Source organism: Amycolatopsis sp. cmx-8-4 (assembly GCF_046548675.1).
Taxonomy (GTDB): domain Bacteria; phylum Actinomycetota; class Actinomycetes; order Mycobacteriales; family Pseudonocardiaceae; genus Amycolatopsis.
Map to the genome: position 1 here is coordinate 31,831 of NZ_JAEBDZ010000024.1, position 17,169 is coordinate 48,999.

At 72.0% G+C, this 17,169-nt stretch carries 21 protein-coding genes; 15 read left to right on the forward strand and 6 right to left on the reverse strand.

Features of this window, described 5'->3' with window-relative positions:
* Positions 1-12: 12 nt before the first annotated feature.
* The 4 genes from ACLJQZ_RS36645 to ACLJQZ_RS36660 are packed head-to-tail and all read left to right on the forward strand — an operon-like array spanning position 13 to position 3,822.
* Positions 13-489, forward strand: coding sequence for a PTS system mannose/fructose/N-acetylgalactosamine-transporter subunit IIB (locus ACLJQZ_RS36645; RefSeq protein WP_410624825.1), 477 nt, complete (start codon positions 13-15; stop codon positions 487-489).
* 7 nt (positions 490-496) lie between these two features.
* On the forward strand, positions 497-2,125 hold the full coding sequence (locus ACLJQZ_RS36650) for a PTS system mannose/fructose/sorbose family transporter subunit IID (RefSeq protein WP_410624826.1): 1,629 nt from the start codon (positions 497-499) through the stop codon (positions 2,123-2,125).
* Between the two features lie 9 nt (positions 2,126-2,134).
* The gene (locus ACLJQZ_RS36655) at positions 2,135-2,527 is read left to right on the forward strand and encodes a PTS sugar transporter subunit IIA (RefSeq protein WP_410624828.1); all 393 of its coding nucleotides are present in this window, start codon (positions 2,135-2,137) and stop codon (positions 2,525-2,527) included.
* The gene (locus tag ACLJQZ_RS36660) at positions 2,524-3,822 is read left to right on the forward strand and encodes a hypothetical protein (protein WP_410624829.1); all 1,299 of its coding nucleotides are present in this window, start codon (positions 2,524-2,526) and stop codon (positions 3,820-3,822) included. The genes ACLJQZ_RS36655 and ACLJQZ_RS36660 overlap by 4 nt, the downstream gene beginning before the upstream one ends.
* A gap of 183 nt (positions 3,823-4,005) precedes the next feature.
* Here ACLJQZ_RS36660 and ACLJQZ_RS36665 read toward each other — a convergent pair whose 3' ends face one another.
* Positions 4,006-4,773 (reverse strand): GntR family transcriptional regulator, encoded by a 768-nt coding sequence (locus ACLJQZ_RS36665; protein WP_410624831.1) that lies wholly within the window; start codon positions 4,771-4,773, stop codon positions 4,006-4,008.
* Positions 4,774-5,006: 233 nt separating this feature from the next.
* Here ACLJQZ_RS36665 and ACLJQZ_RS36670 point away from each other — a divergent pair, with 233 nt between their 5' ends.
* Positions 5,007-5,357 (forward strand): hypothetical protein, encoded by a 351-nt coding sequence (locus ACLJQZ_RS36670; RefSeq protein WP_410624833.1) that lies wholly within the window; start codon positions 5,007-5,009, stop codon positions 5,355-5,357.
* 12 nt (positions 5,358-5,369) lie between these two features.
* The gene (locus ACLJQZ_RS36675; RefSeq protein ID WP_247061473.1) at positions 5,370-5,648 is read left to right on the forward strand and encodes a hypothetical protein; all 279 of its coding nucleotides are present in this window, start codon (positions 5,370-5,372) and stop codon (positions 5,646-5,648) included.
* Between the two features lies 1 nt (position 5,649).
* Here ACLJQZ_RS36675 and ACLJQZ_RS36680 read toward each other — a convergent pair whose 3' ends face one another.
* The 4 genes from ACLJQZ_RS36680 to ACLJQZ_RS36695 form a co-directional block, all read right to left on the reverse strand.
* Positions 5,650-6,540 carry a Kelch repeat-containing protein gene (locus ACLJQZ_RS36680; protein WP_410624835.1) on the reverse strand — a complete coding sequence of 297 codons (891 nt, stop codon included), beginning with the start codon at positions 6,538-6,540 and terminating at the stop codon, positions 5,650-5,652.
* 62 nt (positions 6,541-6,602) lie between these two features.
* Complete coding sequence (locus ACLJQZ_RS36685) at positions 6,603-7,835, reverse strand: RNA polymerase sigma factor (RefSeq protein ID WP_410624837.1); 1,233 nt, start codon at positions 7,833-7,835, stop codon at positions 6,603-6,605.
* Positions 7,832-8,146: a YciI family protein gene (locus ACLJQZ_RS36690; protein ID WP_410624838.1), complete on the reverse strand. Its 315-nt coding sequence runs from the start codon at positions 8,144-8,146 to the stop codon at positions 7,832-7,834. The genes ACLJQZ_RS36685 and ACLJQZ_RS36690 overlap by 4 nt, the downstream gene beginning before the upstream one ends.
* 3 nt (positions 8,147-8,149) lie before the next feature.
* Positions 8,150-8,479, reverse strand: coding sequence for a YciI family protein (locus ACLJQZ_RS36695; protein ID WP_410624995.1), 330 nt, complete (start codon positions 8,477-8,479; stop codon positions 8,150-8,152).
* A gap of 409 nt (positions 8,480-8,888) precedes the next feature.
* Here ACLJQZ_RS36695 and ACLJQZ_RS36700 point away from each other — a divergent pair, with 409 nt between their 5' ends.
* The 9 genes from ACLJQZ_RS36700 to ACLJQZ_RS36740 all read left to right on the forward strand — a co-directional run bounded on the left by ACLJQZ_RS36700 (position 8,889) and on the right by ACLJQZ_RS36740 (position 16,672).
* Positions 8,889-9,869 carry an ABC transporter substrate-binding protein gene (locus ACLJQZ_RS36700; protein ID WP_410624840.1) on the forward strand — a complete coding sequence of 327 codons (981 nt, stop codon included), beginning with the start codon at positions 8,889-8,891 and terminating at the stop codon, positions 9,867-9,869.
* Between the two features lie 234 nt (positions 9,870-10,103).
* Positions 10,104-10,895, forward strand: coding sequence for an ABC transporter ATP-binding protein (locus ACLJQZ_RS36705; RefSeq protein ID WP_410624842.1), 792 nt, complete (start codon positions 10,104-10,106; stop codon positions 10,893-10,895).
* The gene (locus ACLJQZ_RS36710) at positions 10,888-11,094 is read left to right on the forward strand and encodes a hypothetical protein (RefSeq protein WP_410624844.1); all 207 of its coding nucleotides are present in this window, start codon (positions 10,888-10,890) and stop codon (positions 11,092-11,094) included. Before ACLJQZ_RS36705 ends, ACLJQZ_RS36710 begins: the two co-directional genes overlap by 8 nt.
* Entirely contained in the window at positions 11,087-11,794 is a 708-nt protein-coding gene (locus ACLJQZ_RS36715) for an ABC transporter ATP-binding protein (RefSeq protein WP_410624846.1), read from the forward strand. The genes ACLJQZ_RS36710 and ACLJQZ_RS36715 overlap by 8 nt, the downstream gene beginning before the upstream one ends.
* A gap of 37 nt (positions 11,795-11,831) precedes the next feature.
* A complete protein-coding gene (locus ACLJQZ_RS36720) occupies positions 11,832-12,683 on the forward strand; it encodes a branched-chain amino acid ABC transporter permease (RefSeq protein ID WP_323332191.1) in 852 nt (283 codons plus the stop codon).
* Positions 12,680-13,765: a branched-chain amino acid ABC transporter permease gene (locus tag ACLJQZ_RS36725; protein WP_410624848.1), complete on the forward strand. Its 1,086-nt coding sequence runs from the start codon at positions 12,680-12,682 to the stop codon at positions 13,763-13,765. Before ACLJQZ_RS36720 ends, ACLJQZ_RS36725 begins: the two co-directional genes overlap by 4 nt.
* Entirely contained in the window at positions 13,752-15,065 is a 1,314-nt protein-coding gene (locus ACLJQZ_RS36730) for an ABC transporter substrate-binding protein (protein WP_410624850.1), read from the forward strand. Before ACLJQZ_RS36725 ends, ACLJQZ_RS36730 begins: the two co-directional genes overlap by 14 nt.
* A 63-nt stretch (positions 15,066-15,128) precedes the next feature.
* Positions 15,129-15,713, forward strand: coding sequence for a TetR/AcrR family transcriptional regulator (locus tag ACLJQZ_RS36735; protein ID WP_410624852.1), 585 nt, complete (start codon positions 15,129-15,131; stop codon positions 15,711-15,713).
* A gap of 20 nt (positions 15,714-15,733) precedes the next feature.
* Complete coding sequence (locus ACLJQZ_RS36740) at positions 15,734-16,672, forward strand: GlxA family transcriptional regulator (RefSeq protein ID WP_410624854.1); 939 nt, start codon at positions 15,734-15,736, stop codon at positions 16,670-16,672.
* Between the two features lie 54 nt (positions 16,673-16,726).
* Here ACLJQZ_RS36740 and ACLJQZ_RS36745 read toward each other — a convergent pair whose 3' ends face one another.
* The gene (locus tag ACLJQZ_RS36745; RefSeq protein ID WP_410624856.1) at positions 16,727-17,164 is read right to left on the reverse strand and encodes a hypothetical protein; all 438 of its coding nucleotides are present in this window, start codon (positions 17,162-17,164) and stop codon (positions 16,727-16,729) included.
* Positions 17,165-17,169: the final 5 nt, after the last annotated feature.

Here is a 17,169-nt window from a genome sequence, read left to right on the forward strand (position 1 = left end):
GGGAGGAGAAACATGGCGGGGGCGCACGTTCGCATCGACAACCGGCTGGTCCACGGGCAGGTCACCGTCGCCTGGACCCGTCGTCTCGGCGTGCGCCGGCTGCTCGTCTGCAACGACGACGTCGCCGCCGACGACCTGCAGCGGATGCTGCTCCCGCAGGCCGCGCGCGGCCTGCCCACCGAGGTGCTGTCGGTGGCCGACACGCTGCTCGCGCCCGCCGCCGGCGACGTGATGATCATCGCCAAGCACCCGGACGACGTCTTCCGCCTCGTCGAGGGCGGGCTGCGGCCCGAGGTCGTCAACGTCGGCAACGCCGCGCCCCGGCCCGGCGACGGCTACACCATGGTCACCCGCTCGATCGCGGTCACCGCGGACGAGGCCGTCGGCTACCGGAAGCTGGCCGCGGCCGGCGTCCCGCTCGTCACCCAGCTCATGCCCCAGGACAAACCCGCCGACTTCGTCGCGCTGCTCGATCGAAAGGGGCTGTGAGCCCGGGATGCTCGTCGCGCTGGCCTTGACCGTCTGGGCCGTCTACTGCACCTACGACGGGCTCGGCCCGTTCCTCATCTACGCCCAGCGCCCGCTGATCGCCGGTTCGGTCGCCGGCCTGATCACCGGCAACCCGCTGCTCGGCCTGCTGATCGGCGCGACGCTGGAGCTGGCCGCGCTCGGCGTCTACACCTACGGCGGGGCGACGATCCCGGACTACCAGACCGGCGCGATCGTCGGCACCGCGCTGGCCGCGGGCGCCGCCGGGGGCACGTCCGCGCAGGTCGCGGTCGGGCTCGGCGTCGGGCTGCCGGCGGCGGTCCTGCTCTCCGCGCTGGACCCGGTCGGCAAGATGGTGACCACCGGGCTGGTGCACCGCGCCGACGCCTACGCCGCCGACGGCAACGCGCGCGGGATGGCGATGATCCACTGGGTGAGTCTCATCCCGTGGGTGGCGGTGCGCGCCATCCCGACATTCCTCGCCGCGCTCGCCGCGTCCGGCGGGCTGGTCAAGGACATCACGGCGGGCATCCCCGCCGGCTTCGTGAACGGCATGACGCTGGCCGGCTCGCTGCTGCCCGCGGTCGGGTTCGCGCTGCTGCTCGGCATGATGGAGCTGCGGAAGTACTGGTACCTGCTGCTCATCGGCTTCGTCGCGTTCGCCTACCTGCACCTGCCGGTGCTGGGCGTCGCGCTGGTCGGCGTCGCGGTCGCGATGCTGTTCGTGACGTTCAAGCGCGAAGAGCCGGCGGCCGTGCCGGAGACCGCTTCGGAAGCCGTCGCCGAAGAGTCCACTGTGGATCCTCGGCTGACGAAGCAGGACCTGCGCCGCGCCTACCGCCGGTACTTCTGGTCGAGCCAGATCTCCTGGAACTACGAGCGGATGCAGGCGCTCGGCTTCGCGTACTCGATGGAACCGGTGCTGCGCCGGCTCTACCCGGACAAGGCCGACTACACCGCCGGGCTGCAGCGGCACATGCAGTTCTTCAACACCTCGGTGCTCGTCGGCGGGCCGCTGATCCTCGGCTCCGCCGTCGCGCTGGAGGAAGCGGGCACCCCGACTTCCGCGGCCAGTACCAAGGTCGCGTTGATGGGCCCGCTCGCCGGCATCGGCGACACCCTCGTTTTCGCGCTGTACAACAGCATCATCTTCACGATGGGCGCGTCGTGGGCGCTGCAGGGCAACTGGCTCGGCCCGGCGTTCGCCGCCGTCATGGTGCTCGTGCCCTACGCGCTCATCCGGCGCTGGCAGTTCGGGTTCGCGTACCGTGAAGGCAAGCGGCTGGCCGGGCACCTCGCGGCCGGCGCGCTGGCCCGCGTCGCGCAGGGTGCGACGGTGCTCGGGTTCGTGGTGCTCGGCGGGTTCATCCCGTCGATCGTCAAGGTCGTCACCACGCTGACCTACCGGCAGACCACCACCGTGCAGGGGCAGGCGGTGACGCAGGCGGTGGCGATCCAGGACCGGCTCGACGAGCTGGTGCCGTTCCTGCTGCCGGTACTGGTCACGGCGGGGGTGTACCTGCTCGCGGCGAAGGCCCGGATGCGGCCGATCTGGATCATCGCGGTCGTCATGGTCGTCGGCGTCGCACTGGGGTGGCTCGGCTGGTTCGCACCCGCCGGGCCTGCGAAGAGTTAGGAGCCCGTCATGTCGATCCCGATCATCCTCGCGGGGCACGGCAGCTTGCCTTCGGGCGTCGGCGAAGCGGCCGAGATGATCCTCGGCCCGCAGGCGCGGCTGAAGGTCTGCGAGCTGAACCCGAGCGACCGCCCGGAGGACTTCGGCGCCCGGCTGCGGGAGCTGGCCGGCGCCGCCGCCGAGCTGCTCGTGCTCGCCGACCTGCACGGCGGCTCGCCGTTCAACGCCGTCCGCGCGCTCGCGGCCGAGGGGCCGGCCCGCGTCGAGCTGGTGTCCGGGCTGAACCTGCCGATGCTGCTGGAGGTCCTGCTGCACCCCGCCGCCGACGTCACCGAGCTGGCCGGGGTGGCACGCGCCGCCGGCCGGGACGGCGTCGTCGACGTCCTGGAATCCACCTGGTGACCGCCTCGCTCCTGCTCGCCGCGCAGGACGTGCGGATCACCCCGGGACCCGGGCACCCGCTGGGCGGCTACCTGGCCCGCAACGGCGTCGCGACCGGCACCCACGACGACCTCGAGGCGTCGCTGATCTGGCTGTCCACCGACGACGACCCCGGGGTGCTGTGGGTGGCGCTGGACGCGCTGGCCGTGGACGCCGGGCTCACCCGCACCCTGGCTGACGCCGTCGCGGACGCCGTCGGCATCGACGCCGAGCGCGTGCTCGTCTGCGCATCGCACACGCACTCCGGGCCCGAAGGCTGGACCGGTCCGCTGCACCCCGGGCTGCCGGGGCAGCGGGACACCGGCCTGGTCGAGCGCATGACGGAGAAGGTCACCGGCGCCGCGGCCCTGCTGCGCGCCTGCCGAAGACGGGTCCGGGCCCGGTGGCACGCGGGCGAGACGGAAGCGGTCGGCAGCAACCGCTACGACCCCGACGGCCCGCACGACACGTCGTTCGGCGTGCTCGAACTGCGGCGCGACGACGACACCCCCGCCGCGTTGCTGTTCGACTACGCGAGCCACCCCACGGTGCTGGGCCCGGAGAACCTGCGCTGGTCCGCGGACTGGCCGGGCGCGACCCGCCGCGAGCTGGCGGCGTTGATGGGCCGCCCGGTCGCGGCGTTCCTCCAGGGCGCGGCGGGCGACGCCAGCTCCCGCTTCGTCCGCCGCGGCCGCGACCACGACGAGGTCCGCACGCTGGGCGGCCACCTGGCGACGTCGATCGCCCGGACGCTCGCGGCCACGTCGTCGGCCCCGGCCACCGGCCCGGTCCGGCTGACCCGCTCGTCGCTGTACCTGCCCTACCGCGACGTACCGTCCATTGAGGACAGTCTGGAGCTGCGCGAGTCGGCCGAAGGCGAGTGGCAGCGCGAACTGTCCCGCCACGGCTCGGACCACCCGGCCGTCCGGATCGCCCAGACCCGCTACGAGGGCTGCGCGATGCTCGCCGTGATGGCGGCCAGCGACCGGCCCACGGGGTGCGCGGAGGTGCCGGTCAGCGTGGTGTCGCTCGGGGAGATCGCCTGGCTGCACACGCCGTTCGAGCTGTTCGCGTCACTGGGGTTGCGGATTCGCGAGGGCAGCCCGTTCCGGCACACGCGGGTGATCGGGTACACCGACGGTTACCTGGGGTACCTGCCGGACGCGAACGGGCACCGCGACGGGATCTACGAGTCGTACGTGACGCTCTTCGGCCCGGACGCGGCGGAGGTGCTGGTGGCGCACTGCGCGAAGGCACTCAAGAGCCACTACGTCTAGCGCCCGGTCCGACGTCCGTGTTGGCCGTTGCGGTCAGTGTGTTGGCCGTTCCGGGCACCGAGTTGGCCGTTGCCGAGCGGCTTGTCGTTCATGGGTGGCCAACATGGTGACCGGAGTGGCCAACACGGTGACCGGAGTGGCCAACACGGTGACTGGAGTGGCCAACACGGTGACTGGAGTGGCTTAGCCGCCGCTGCGGCGGGCCTGGGTGAAGACCGTGTAGCGGTCCGCGCGGTAGAGCGACCGGCCCGCCTCGATGACGCCGCCGCTCTGGTCGTGGAGCGTGCCCTCGATGATCAGGCACGGCTGGGTGGCTTCGATGCCCAGCAGGCCCGCGTCGTGGGTGTTCGGGAGGACCGCGGAGATCGCCGTGTCGTTCCAGTCCGCCCGGACGCCCCAGCGCTCCTCCAGCGTGCGGTGCAGGGACTGCGTCTCCCAGTCGAAAAGCTCGATGTCGGGGAACCGGTCGACCGACAGGTTGGTGCGCTCGACCGCGAACGGCTCGTCCTCGACATAGCGCAGCCGCTCCAGGCGGAACACCCGCGCGCCCGGGGGGACGTTCAGGCGGCCGGCGATGCGCGGGCCCGCGCTCTCGATCTCGGCGTGCAGCACCTTCGTCTTCGGGACGACGCCCCGGGCGCTCATGTCCTCGGTGAACGACGTCAGCATGTCGATGTGCGCGGCCTGGCGCTGGGCGGTGAAGGTCGCCGTGCCGTGCTGGCGGTAGAGGACGCCGTCGGCGACCAGGCGGTTGATCTCCTGGCGGACGGTGCCGCGGGCCACCTGGAAGTGCTCGGCGAGGAACCGCTCGGACGGCATCAGCCTGCCGGGGCCCGCCTCCGTCGCGACGCTTTCGATGATCTCGCGGAGCTGGTCGCCTTTCGGCCGCCCCGGCTCCAGTGCGTCCGGGAGCCGGAGATCGCTCGCGAGGACGTGCTTCGGACGGGGCATGGCACCAGTATGTCGTCCCGCCCCGGCGGGAGCACATCCGCCGGAGCCGGACCGGCCGCCGGTGCCCCGCCCGGCGGGCCGCGCCTGCCCGCCTTCGAGCCACGCTGACCTGGGCGGTTGCACGGTGAGACCCGAAGTGTGCACGCACGGTCACGACGTGGGCTTCCGCCGGGACGACCGACTCGGTAGTTCTTTTCCGAGCAGCGGAGAAACCGCTGAGGAAAGGACCGATGATGACGTTCACCAGCGTCAAACGCGCCTGCGCGGTGGTCGCACTGGCCGCGGCGGCGGGCGGCCTCGCCGTCGCCCCGGCGGAGGCCGGGACCACGACCGTCCAAAGTGGAAGCGGCACGATCGGCGACCCGTGGGTGCCGACGCGCGCCGCCCACATCACCTGCTCGTCCGCCACGCTCTTCGGCAACTACACCTCCGGGCAGGGCCACTCCGACCCGATCGACACGCTCGTGCAGGGCAACTACATCGGCGTCCGGTACATCACGTCGGACCACAACTCGGCCGACGTCTTCTGGCACGGCGCGAGCAAGTGGGGCTTCCTGCTCCGCAGCTGCTTCTCACTGGACTGACGGGAGAAAGACATGACCACAGCACGCATCGCCGGCGGTCTGGCGGCCGCGACGCTCGCCGTGTCCGCGGCGATCACCCTCGCCCCCGCCGCCTCGGCGGGGACCGTCCACGAAATCTGCGCCACGGACCTGTACGTCCGCACGCAGCCCGCCGGCGTCATCGTCGGCACGCTCTACCGCGGCGACCACTTCGAGCTGTCGCGGTACTCGCCCAGCGGCGACTGGGCCGAGGGTTACGCCATGGGCAACGTCAACAAGAGAGGCTGGGTCCAGTCCGGCTGGTTCTGCTGAGTCACAGCACCTTCAGCGAGAGCACGCCGGGCACCGTGATCCGCTGGCCGTAGGGGTTCGCGCGGCCGCCGATCGCCAGGACCCGGTGCGGTGCGCCGGCGGTGCAGACCACCGACGACCGGCCGTGGGGCAGCAGCGTGGCGAGCAGGTGCCACGCTCCCGTGCCCAGGTCGAGGACCTCGGTCGTGCGGTCGCGCGCGATCGGGTCCTCGGCCGCCGGTTCGCTGCCGACGACCACGATCCGGTCGCCGAGCAGCGCCACGCCGGGGAGCGCCCGCCGCTTGTGCATCGGGGCCACGGCTTCCCAGGTGTCCGTCTCGGCCGAGTACCGCTCCACCGAGTCGAGCATGTCCTGCGGCCCGCCGGCCAGCCCGCCGATGGCGTACAGGTGGGTTTCCGTAGCGAGCAGCCGGAACCGGGTCCGGGGGGTGCGCATCGGGGCCACCGGGTCCCAGCGCTTCTCCTCCGGGTCGAAGACGAGCACCGCGTCCGAGGCGCTGTCCCCGGCGCTGCCACCCGCGAGGTAGAGCAGGTCCCCGAGACCGGCGGCCGAAGCCATGGCGAGCGGCACGGGCAGGGGCGGTGCCGGGCTCCACTCGTCGAGCTGCGGGTCGTAGCGGTCGACGGCGTCGGTGGGGCGGTCGCCGACGGTGCCGCCGGTGACGTAGACCTGGCCGCGGGCCACGCCGACGGCGTGGTCGCGGCGCGGGGCCGGCAGCGGGCTGACGTGGTGCCATTCGCCGCGGCCCGTCACCTTGCGGGTCTCCACGGAGCTGTGGCCGGCGGTCCCGTCGGTGCCGCCGATGACGAAGATGTCGTCGCCGGCGCGCGCCACCTCGTGGCCGAACCTGGGAGACAGCAGCGGCGGCCGGTACTTCCAGGAGTCGTTCATCGTTCCCCACCCTCTTCGCGCGTCGCGATTCGCGGCCAGAGTCTCCGCGGCGGGGTGGTTTGTTACTGCAATTCGCCGATTCGCCGGGCCAGGTAACGGCGCTCCGCGTCGGTCGGCGCCAGCTCCAGCGCCGCCCGGTACGCCTCGGCCGCTTCGCCGGCCCGGCCCAGGCGACGCAGGAAGTCCGCGCGTGTGGCCGGGAGCAGGTGGTAGCCCGCCAGCTGCCCGCCGTCCGCGAGCGCGTCGACCAGGGTCAGGCCGGCGGACGGCCCGTCGGCCATGGCCACCGCCACCGCCCGGTTCAGCTCGACCACCGGGGACGGGTTCAGCTTCGCCACCAGCTCGTACAGCCGGGCGATCCGGGCCCAGTCCGTGTCCGCCGCGTGCCACGCCGTCGCGTGGCACGCCGCGATCGCCGCCTGGAGCTGGTACGGGCCCGGCCGGCCGAGCGCCAGCGCCTCGTCCAGGACGGCGACGCCCTCGTCGATCAGCGTGCGGTCCCAGCGGGTGCGGTCCTGGTCGGCGAGGGTGATCAGGTCGCCGTCGTCGTCGGTGCGGGTCGCGCGGCGGGCGTCGTGGAACAGCATCAACGCCAGCAGCCCGCCGGCCTCCGGCGCGTCCGGCAGCAGGCGGAGGACGACGCGCGCGAGCCGGATCGCCTCCGCCGTCAGGGCCTGGCGGACCAGGTCGGCGCCCGCGCTGGCCGAGTAGCCCTCGTTGAACAGCAGGTAGAGCACGCCGAGCACCCCCGCCGTCCGTTCGGGCAGCAGCTCGGCGGGCGGGACGCGGTAGGGGATCCGGGCGTTCCGGATCTTCCGCTTGGCCCGCACGATCCGCTGCGCCATCGCCGGTTCGGGCACCAGGAACGCGCGGGCGATCTCCGGGGTCGTCAGGCCGGCGAGGGTCCGCAGCGTGAGCGCGACCTGCGCTTCCAGCGGCAGCGCCGGGTGGCAGCAGGTGAACATCAGCCGCAGCCGGTCGTCGGGGACATCGTCGGGTTCCGGCGGCTCGTCGTCGACGGGTGCGGTGACGGCCAGCTCGCGCAGCCGGTTCGCCTCGGCGGTGCCGCGCCGCAGCTTGTCCAGGGCCCGGTTGCGGGCGGCCGTCGTCAGCCACGCCCCGGGACGGCGCGGCACGCCGTCCCGGGGCCAGGTGGCCAGCGCCTTGGCGAACGCCTCCTGGGCGCACTCCTCGGCCAGGTCCCAGTCGCCGGTGACCCGGATCAGGGTGGCGACGACGCGGCCCCACTCGGTGCGGAACGCGTCGTCGACCGCCGTGGCGACGGACTCGGTCACTCCCACACGGGCCGCAGCTCGATCGCGCCGAACTTCGCGACCGGGTGCGCCGCGGCGACGTCGATCGCCTCGGCCAGGTCGGCGCACTCGAGGATGTCGTACCCGGCGATCTGCTCCTTCGTCTCGGCGAACGGGCCGTCCGAGACGAACGTGCCGCCGTCGCGCGGCCACAGCGTCGTCGCGTCGCCGACCGGCCGCAGCCGGCTGCCTTCGAGCCGGCGCGCGCCGGCCTCGGCGACCCAGTCGCCCGGGTCCTCTTCCGCGGTGCCGACCAGCTCGGGGTCGACGCACACCCACATCAGGAACTTCATCGCTCAGTCCTCCCAGAACGGCCGGATCTCGATGGGGAACCGCCCGGCGGACGGATGGGCGGACGCGATCGCGATGGCCCCGTCGAGGTCCTCGCACTCGACGACCTCGCAGCCGGCGACCCATTCCTTCGTCTCGGCGAACGGGCCGTCCGACGTCAGCCGCTGCCCGTCCCGCACCCGCACGGTGACGGCTTCGGCGGGCGGCCGCAGCAGCGTCCCCACGTGGGTGGCGCCGCGGGCCTCGACGTCCCGCAGCCAGGCGACGAACTCCGGCCGGGCGTCGATCTCGGGCGGGCTGAACAGCTCCGCGCCGTCGTCGCAGATCATCAGCATGTACCGCAAGGCTCCTCCTGATCGTCCGGTGCACCTTCTCACCCACCCGACGCGGCGGCGGGCCGGAATCGACAGGTCCCCGGAAAGTTTCTCGGGACTCTGTCGATCCGGGCGACGCGCCGCCTGCGGCGGGCGCGGGTCAGCCGGTGACCGACCGCGCGCCCATCGGGACCGTCCTCGACGGGAAAACGCCGATTGCAATTTGCCGTTGCTCATTTCCGTGGCGGTGTATTGGTGGGTTGCTTGCGTGCTCCGCACTGAACGATGTCCGGTGATCCTTTTCCGGAAATAACGTGTTCTCTTTTGTCGGCAACACGTTTGCGACTGTGGAAAGCGTCATCTACAGTCCGGCAGATCACGGCCATACCGGCCGGTTTCCCTGCTCTGTCCAGTGTTTTCCGGGAGTGTCATGTTCCGACGCGCCTCGCTACGGCGGCTCGCTGTGCTCTTTTCCGCCGGGCTTTTGCTGGCCGGCTGCGACCAGGCGGGCGGAAGTGGTTCCGCGGGTGGCGACGTCGAGAAACCGGCCATCCGGGTCGCCATCTTCACCGCCGTCGACCTCGCGACGCTGTGGCTGGCCCAGCAAGGCGGCTACTTCAAGGCCGAAGGCCTCGACGTGCAGACCGACCTCGCCGCCAGCGGCCAGGAATCGCTGACGCGCATGACGAAGGGCCAGGACGACATCGCGTTGTCCACGTACACGTTGTTCTTCCTGGCGAAGAGCAACGGTTCCGCCGACGTCCGGCTGGTGGCCGACGCGACTTCGGCGAGCCCGCTCAGCAACGAGGTCGTCACCGTGCCGAACTCGCCGGTGAAGACCGTGAACGACCTGGGGGGCAAGCGGATCGCGATCAGCTCGAAGAACGCCGCGTCGGACATCCTGACCCGGTCGGTGATGCGCGACCACGGCATCGACTTCAGCAAGGTGCAGTGGGTCCCGATGCCGCTGCCGGAGATGGGCGCCGCGCTGGCCCAGGGCAAGGTCGACGCCGCTTATCAGCCGGAGCCGTTCCTCACCCAGGCCGCCAAGGTGGCCGGCGCGTACCCGGTCGTCGACGCCGCCAGCGGGAGCACCCAGTCGTTCCCGCTGACCGGGTTCGGCGCCACCGGCAAGTGGGTCCAGGAGCACCCCAGGACGATGGCGGCGTTCCAGCGCGCGATGCTCAAGGCCACCCGCGACTCGGTGGACCGCGGCCGGATCGAGCCGCTGGTCGTCCGCAACGCCCGGGTGGACCAGGACATCGCGAGCCTGATGGTGATGCCCACGTTCGGCTCCACGCTCGACGCCCGCCGCATCCAGCGCGTGCCGGACCTGCTCCAGCAGCTGGGCATCATCCAGACGAAGGTCGACGCCTCGGAGATGATCGCGCCGCAGTCCGGTACCGGCTGATCCCGGGCTTTCGACGGCCGAAGGCGGGTGCGCACTCTGCGCACCCGCCTTCGGTCGTTTCGCGGACGTCGCCGCTTCCCGTCGAGGACGTGCTTCGCGAAATTTTCGGACCAGCCCGGAAGATCCGGATGCTGCCGGTTCGCACCTTGACACGGCTGGCGCCGCGCCCCACCCTCTTCATACCGACCGCGCGGTACGGACTGGTCCACATGGTGAGAACTAGAGGGGTCATCGATGACACTTCCCGGCGAGGGCCTGCTCGTGGTCGACGGCCTCACCGTGCGGTTCGGTGGTCTCACCGCGCTGCGCGACGTCCGGCTGAGCGTCGACGAGGGCACGGTCGTCGGCGTCATCGGCCCCAACGGCGCCGGGAAGACGACGCTGTTCAACGTCATCTGCGGCTTCGTCCGCCCCCAGTCCGGGCGCGTCCTCTGGCGCGGGACGCCGCTGGTCCGGCACCGCCCCGAGCACCTCGCCGGGCTCGGGATCGTCCGCACGCTGCAGGGCCTCGGCCTCTTCGCCGGGCTGACCGTGCTGGAGAACGTGATGGCCGGCGCGGGCCGCCACGCTCGCTCCGGCGTGCTCCCGGCGCTCGCCGGTGCCGGCCGCTCGGCCCGCGACGAGGCCGACCTCGCCCACCGGGCCCGCGAGACGCTCGGGGAGCTCGGGATCGCCGAGCTCGCCGACCGGCTGCCCGGCGTCCTGCCCTACGGCGTCCGGAAACGCGTCGCGCTGGCCCGCGCGCTGGTCGCCGAACCGGACCTGCTGCTGCTCGACGAACCGGCGAGCGGGCTCTCGGCCGCCGAGCTGGTCGAGCTCACGACGTTGATCCTCTCGCTGCGCCGGCAGATGGCGGTGGTGCTGGTCGAGCACCACATGGACCTGGTGATGCAGGTCTGCGACCGCGTCGTGGTGCTCAACTTCGGCGAGGTGATCGCCGCGGGCAGCCCGGCCGAGATCCAGGCCGACCCCCGCGTGGCCGAGGCCTACCTCGGCGATCCCGCCGAGGAGGCGACCGGTGCTTGAGGTACAGAGCTTTTCCCTGGCGCACAACGCAGTCCCGAAAGGCGCGGCGGCTCGGCCGTGGAGCTGCCGGGTGCTCGACGGCCTGGCGGGCGGCCTGGCCGACCCCGGGTGGCCGCGAAGGGCCCCCGCGATCCGGCCGCGACGGCGCCCGGTGCTCGACGTCGAAGCGTTCTCCGCCGAGGAGGCGACCGGTGCTTGAGATCGAGGGCCTTTCCGTGGCCTACGGCGCCGTCCGCGCGCTCGACGGTGTCAGCCTGACCGTCGACCGCGGGGGCATCACCGCCGTGCTCGGCGCGAACGGGGCCGGCAAGACCACCTTGCTGCGCACGATCAGCGGCCTGCAGCCGGCCCGCGAAGGCCGGATCACCTGGGACGGCACGGAACTGCGGGGCCGGGCGCCGGACCGCATCGCGCGCGGCGGCGTCGCGCACGTGCCCGAAGGCGGTGGCGTGATCACCGAGCTGACCGTCGAGGAGAACCTCCGTCTCGGCGCGCTGTGGCGGCGGGACCGCGCCGACCGCGCGGCCGCCAAGCGTGAGGTGTACGAGCTCTTCCCGCCGCTGGAAGAACGTTCGGCGAAACTCGCCGCGACGCTCTCCGGGGGCGAGCGGCAGATGCTGGCCATCGGCCGGGCGCTGATGAGCCGGCCCCAGCTGCTGTTGCTGGACGAGCCGTCGCTCGGCCTCGCGCCGCTGATCACCGCGCGGATCATGCGGATCCTGCGTGACCTGCGGGCCTCGACCGGGCTCACCGTGGTGCTCGTCGAGCAGAACGCGCACAGCGCGCTGTCCATCGCGGACAACGGGTACGTCCTCGCGCTCGGCAGCGTCGTGGCGGTCGACACCGCGGCGGAGCTGCTGGCCGACGACGGCCTCCGCCACGCCTATCTCGGCTTCTGACGCTGCTGACCATCAAACGGGAGGTGAACGGTCCGGTATGCAGGAATTCCTCGACCTGACCCTCGGCGGGATCTCCGCCGGTGCGGTCTACGCGGCCCTCGGGCTCGCGCTGGTCATCATCTACCGGGCCACCCGGGTGGTGAACTTCGCGCAGCCCGCGCTCGCCCTCATCTCGACCTACCTCGCGTACTCGGTGACCAAGGGGACGGGCAGCTACTGGCTCGGTTTCGCCGTCGCGATCGTGGCCGGGACGCTGCTGGGCGTCGTGACCGAACGGCTGCTGATCCGGCCGCTGCGCCACCGCTCCGAACTGAGCTCGATCATCGTCACCCTCGGGTTGCTGCTGGTGCTGCAGGCGGTCGCCGGGATGATCTGGTCCAACGAGCCGCTGGCCTACCCGTACGCCTTCGACTTCGTCGGCCGGTTCTCCGCCAACGACCTGTTCGTGGTGCTGGTGGTGCTCGCCATCGCCGCGCTCGTGCTGGTGGTGTTCAAGTACACCCCGCTCGGCCTGCGGATGCGGGCGGCCGCGTTCGCCCCGGACGTCGCGCGCACCCTCGGCGTGCGGGTCGGGCTGATGCTCACCGTCGGCTGGGGGATGGCCGCGGCCGTCGGCTCGCTGGCCGGACTGCTGGCCACCCCGCCGTTCCTGTTCCCGAACGTCCTGGACGGCGTCTTCGTCTACGCGCTCACCGCGGCCGTGCTCGGCGGGCTCGACAACCCGCTGGGCACCATCGCCGGCGGGTTCGTGCTCGGCGTCGGACTGTCCTATGTGTCCGGCTACTTCGGACCGGAGACGGTGACGATCGCGGCGCTGGCCATCCTGGTGATCGTGCTGACGCTGCGGCCGGCCGGGTTGTTCGGGCGCGCGAAGGCGAGGCGGGTGTGAGCGTGCGCACGAGTCTCCCGGAGGCCCCGGCCGGTTCGCCCGCCCGCGCGGGGAAGCGCCGGCTGCCGCCCCTGGTCCTGCACATCCTGGCCGCGCTGGGCGCGCTCGCCGTCGTCGTGGTGCTCTCCCTGGTCACCGACGAGTTCACCAACCTGCGGATCGCGACCGTCGGCTACTACCTGATCGCGGTGGCCGGGCTGACGCTGCTGACCGGCCTCACCGGCCAGGTTTCCCTGGGGCACGGCGCGTTCATGTTCATCGGGGCGTACACCGTCGCGCTGCTGGTGCGCCGGGTCCCGGCGTTCCCGCTGTGGGCCGACCTGCTGCTCGCCGCGGCCGCAGGCGGTCTCGGCGGGCTGCTGGCCGGGGCCGCCGCGGCCCGGCTGCGCGGGCCGTACCTCGCCGGGGCGACGCTCGCGCTGGCCGTCGGCCTGCCCGCGCTGACCCGCCGGTTCCAGGACTTCCTGGGCGGCAGCAACGGGTTGAGCTTCACCGTCCACAGCAGACCGGCCGGCCTGGCCGGCGTGGTGCCGGAACTGCGCTGGCAGACCTGGATCGTCTGGCTCAGCGTGCTCATCGCGCTGGTGTTCGTGGCGAACATCGTGCGCGGCAAGCTCGGCCGGACCTTCCGCGCCGTCCGCGACGACGAGGTCGCCGCCGCGCTGAGCGGGATCCACGTCGGGCGCACGAAGATCCTGGCGTTCCTCGTCAGCGCGGTCTGCGGCGGGCTCGCCGGTGGCCTGCAGGCGTACCTGCTCGGCACCGCCGCGCCCGGCTCGTTCACGCCCGCGCTGTCGCTGAGCCTGCTGGCCGCGGTGGTCCTCGGCGGGCTCGGGTCGCTGTGGGGCGCGCTGTGGGGCGCGATCGCGCTCGTCTACTTCCAGGCGTGGGCCGAGGACCTCGCCGACGTGCTCCACCTGAACACCGACGTGGCCAACAACCTCCCGCTCGCGGTGTACGGCGTGATCCTCATCGTCGTCGTGCTCGCTTTCCCACGCGGCATCCAGGGCGGCTTCGAACGACTACGCGGCGGCCTCCGTCGTCGACCGCCGAGTGAGAAGGAGAACCATGAGAAGGACTAGAATCGGTGCGGGATTTCTCGCCGCCGCCCTCACGCTGAGCGCGTGCGGCGGCGCGGGGGAGAACGACAGCAGCGGCACCCAGGCCGCGGATTCGGCGGTCGGCGTCACCAAGGACACCGTGGTGATCGGCTCCCACCAGCCGCTCACCGGCCCGGCCGCGCCCGGGTACAGCAAGATCTCCGTCGGCGCCCGCGCGGTGTACTCGGCGATCAACGACGGCGGTGGCATCAACGGCCGCAAGATCGACTACCGCGTCGAGGACGACGGCTACAACCCGACCAAGACCGTCGAGGTCGTCAAGAAGCTCGTGCTGCAGGACAAGGTGTTCGCGATCGTCGGCGGGCTCGGCACGCCCACCCACTCCAAGGTGGTCGACTACCTGAACACCGAAGGCGTGCCGGACCTGCTGGTCTCCTCGGGCGCGCTCGCCTGGGACAACCCGCAGAAGGCGCCGATGACCTTCGGGTACCAGGTGGACTACACCCGTGAGGGCAAGATCCAGGGCAAGTACATAAAGGACAACCTGGCGGGCAAGAAGGTCGGGTACTTCACGCAGAACGACGACGTCGGCCGCGACACCCAGGCCGGGCTCGACCAGTTCGTCAAGGACCAGACCGTGGTCCGGCAGGGCTACGACAGCGCGAACACCGACGTCACCCCGCAGCTGTCCGCGCTCAAGGGGGCCGGCGCGGAGGTCGTGGTCTGCGAGTGCATCCCGGCGTTCACCGCGCTCGCCATCCTGGCCGCGGCGAAGATCGGCTACAAGCCGCAGTTCGTCGTCAGCAGCATCGGCGCCGACCCGGCGACGCTTTCCGGGCTGCTGCAGGACTTCGCCAAGCGCGGCGGCGCCAGCGTCTCCAGTGGACAGCTGCTCGCCGGGCTGATCGGGACCGGCTACCTGCCCGACGTCGCGCAGACGTCCGACCCGTGGGTCGCCTACTTCAAGGGCATCCACGACAAGTACATCCCGAAGGAGCCGCTCACCAACACGCTGTTCTACGGCATGGTGCAGGCGTACACGTTCGGCCAGGCGCTGAAGGCCGCCGGGCCGGACCCGACGCGCAAGAAGATCGTCGACGCGATGAGCTCCGGCTCGCTCAAGGGACCGGGCCTGACGCCGTTCGGGTTCTCGAAGGACTCGCACTCGGGCTACACCGGCGCGTACGTGTTCAAGATCAACCCGGACACGACCACGACGGTGATCCAGCAACCGGCCGTCACCGACCGGGGCACCGGCGCGATCACGCCGTACAGCGGCGAACGCGTCACCCCCGACCAGGTGAACCTGCTGGGTAAGTGAGAAGACGTGGGCCGGTTCGCGGCGCCGCGCGAGCCGGCCCACCCCCTCGCTTAAGGTGAAGACATGGCGGTCAGGGAAAAGGTCGTGCGGGCCGCGGTGCGGTTGTTCGCCGAGAAGGGGTTCGAGGCCACGACGGTCCGCGAGATCGTCGAGACGGCCGGGGTCACCAAAGGTGGCCTGTACCACTACTTCGAGTCCAAGGACGACCTGCTCTTCGAGATCTACACCGCGATGCTGCGGATGCAGACCCGGCGGATGCGCACCATCGCCGAGTCGGACATGCCGCTGCCGGAACGGTTGCACGCCATCATCGCCGACGTCGTGGTGACGTCCATTGCGGACCTCGACGCGGCGACCGTGTTCTTCCAGTCGTTCTCGCTGCTCGAAAAGTCCAAACAGGTCCAGGTGCGTGCCGAACGCCGGCGCTACCACGAGCGGGTGCGCGACCTCGTCGAGGAAGGCCAGCGGTCGGGCGTCTTCCGCGCCGACGTCCCGGCCGACCTGGTCATCAACTACCACTACGGCGCGATCCACCGCCTCGGCATGTGGTACCACGCCGACGGTGAGCTGACCGGTGAGCAGGTGGGCGAGCACTTCGCCAACCTGATGCTGCGCAGCCTCCGCCCGGAGCCGCCGACGGCCGGGTAGGCCGGGCCTATCGTGGTGCCATGCACATCGTGGCCGTCTTCGCGCCGGACCGGGTCGTTCCGTTCGACCTGGCGACGCCGATCGAGGTGTTCTCCCGGACGCTGCTGCCGAGCGGGCGGCCGGGGTACGAGGTCCGGATCTGCGGCGCGAGCCCCGAGGTCGACGCGGGCGCGTTCACCCTGCGGCCGCCGTTCGGCCTCGACGGGCTCGACGACGCGGACACGGTCATCGTGCCGGGCCGCGACGCGAACCCGCCGGTGGCTCTCGAAGTGCTCGACGCGCTGCGGCGGGCCGCCGCGCGGGGCGCGCGGATCGCGTCGATCTGCTCGGGCGCGTTCATCCTCGCCGAGACCGGCCTGCTCGACGGCCTCCGCGCGACCACGCACTGGGTCGGCGCGGCCGAGCTGGCTCGGCGGCACCCGGCGATCGACGTCGACCCGGACGTCCTCTACGTCGACAACGGCCGGTTCCTGACGTCGGCGGGCGCGGCGGCCGGCCTGGACCTGTGCCTGCACCTGATCCGCCGCGACCACGGCTCGGCGGTGGCGGCCGACGCGGCCCGGCTGTCGGTGATGCCCCTGGAACGCGAGGGTGGCCAGGCCCAGTTCATCGTCCACGACCAGCCCCCGACCCCGCGCGGCTCGGCGCTGGAGCCGGTGCTGACGTGGATGGAGGAGAACTGCGCGAAGGAGCTGACCCTCGAGGACGTCGCCGCGTACGCCGGGATGAGCACGAGGACGCTCAACCGCCGCTTCCGCGAGCAGACGGGCACGACGCCGCTGCAATGGCTGCTGCGGGTGCGCGTCCGGCGCGCGCAGCACCTGCTGGAGGCGACGGGCTACGCGGTGGACCGGATCGCGGGCGAGGTGGGCTTCGGCTCACCGACGGCGTTTCGGGAGCGGTTCAAGCGGGTCGTCGGGACAAGCCCGAACGCCTACCGGGCCAGCTTCCGGTCGTGAGTGGTTAGGGCGGTTCTAACCGCCCTGACCACTCACGACAAGCCGCGGCCGTAGCTAGTCTGCGCTGCGCAGGAGGAAGTCCCGGGTCGAGCCCATGCCGTACTTGTCCACCGGGCTCGACAGCGCCGCGACCTCCCGCAGTACCGGCCGGACGTCGACGCCGTCGGCGCGCGCCGCGGCGCAGAGGGCGTTGAGCGCCAGGAGTTCGTCGCGCGGATCGGCGCCCTGGTCGCAGGCCGAGAAGTGCAGCAGCCGGGTGCGGAAGTCCGCGTCGGGCAGGGACACCGCCCAGCGGAACGACGGGTACCGCTCGAACAACGCGCGGACCTCGGCCCGGGCGTCGTCGTCGCCGGTCGCGTAGTGGTCCAGCAGGGCGCGCAGGACTTCCCGTGCACCGGGCGGAAGGACCACCTCGAACGGCTCCCCGTCGTACGGGGCGTTCGCGATCGGTGCCAGGACGGCGTCCACGCGTGCGACTTCCTGCTCGAACATGGGCC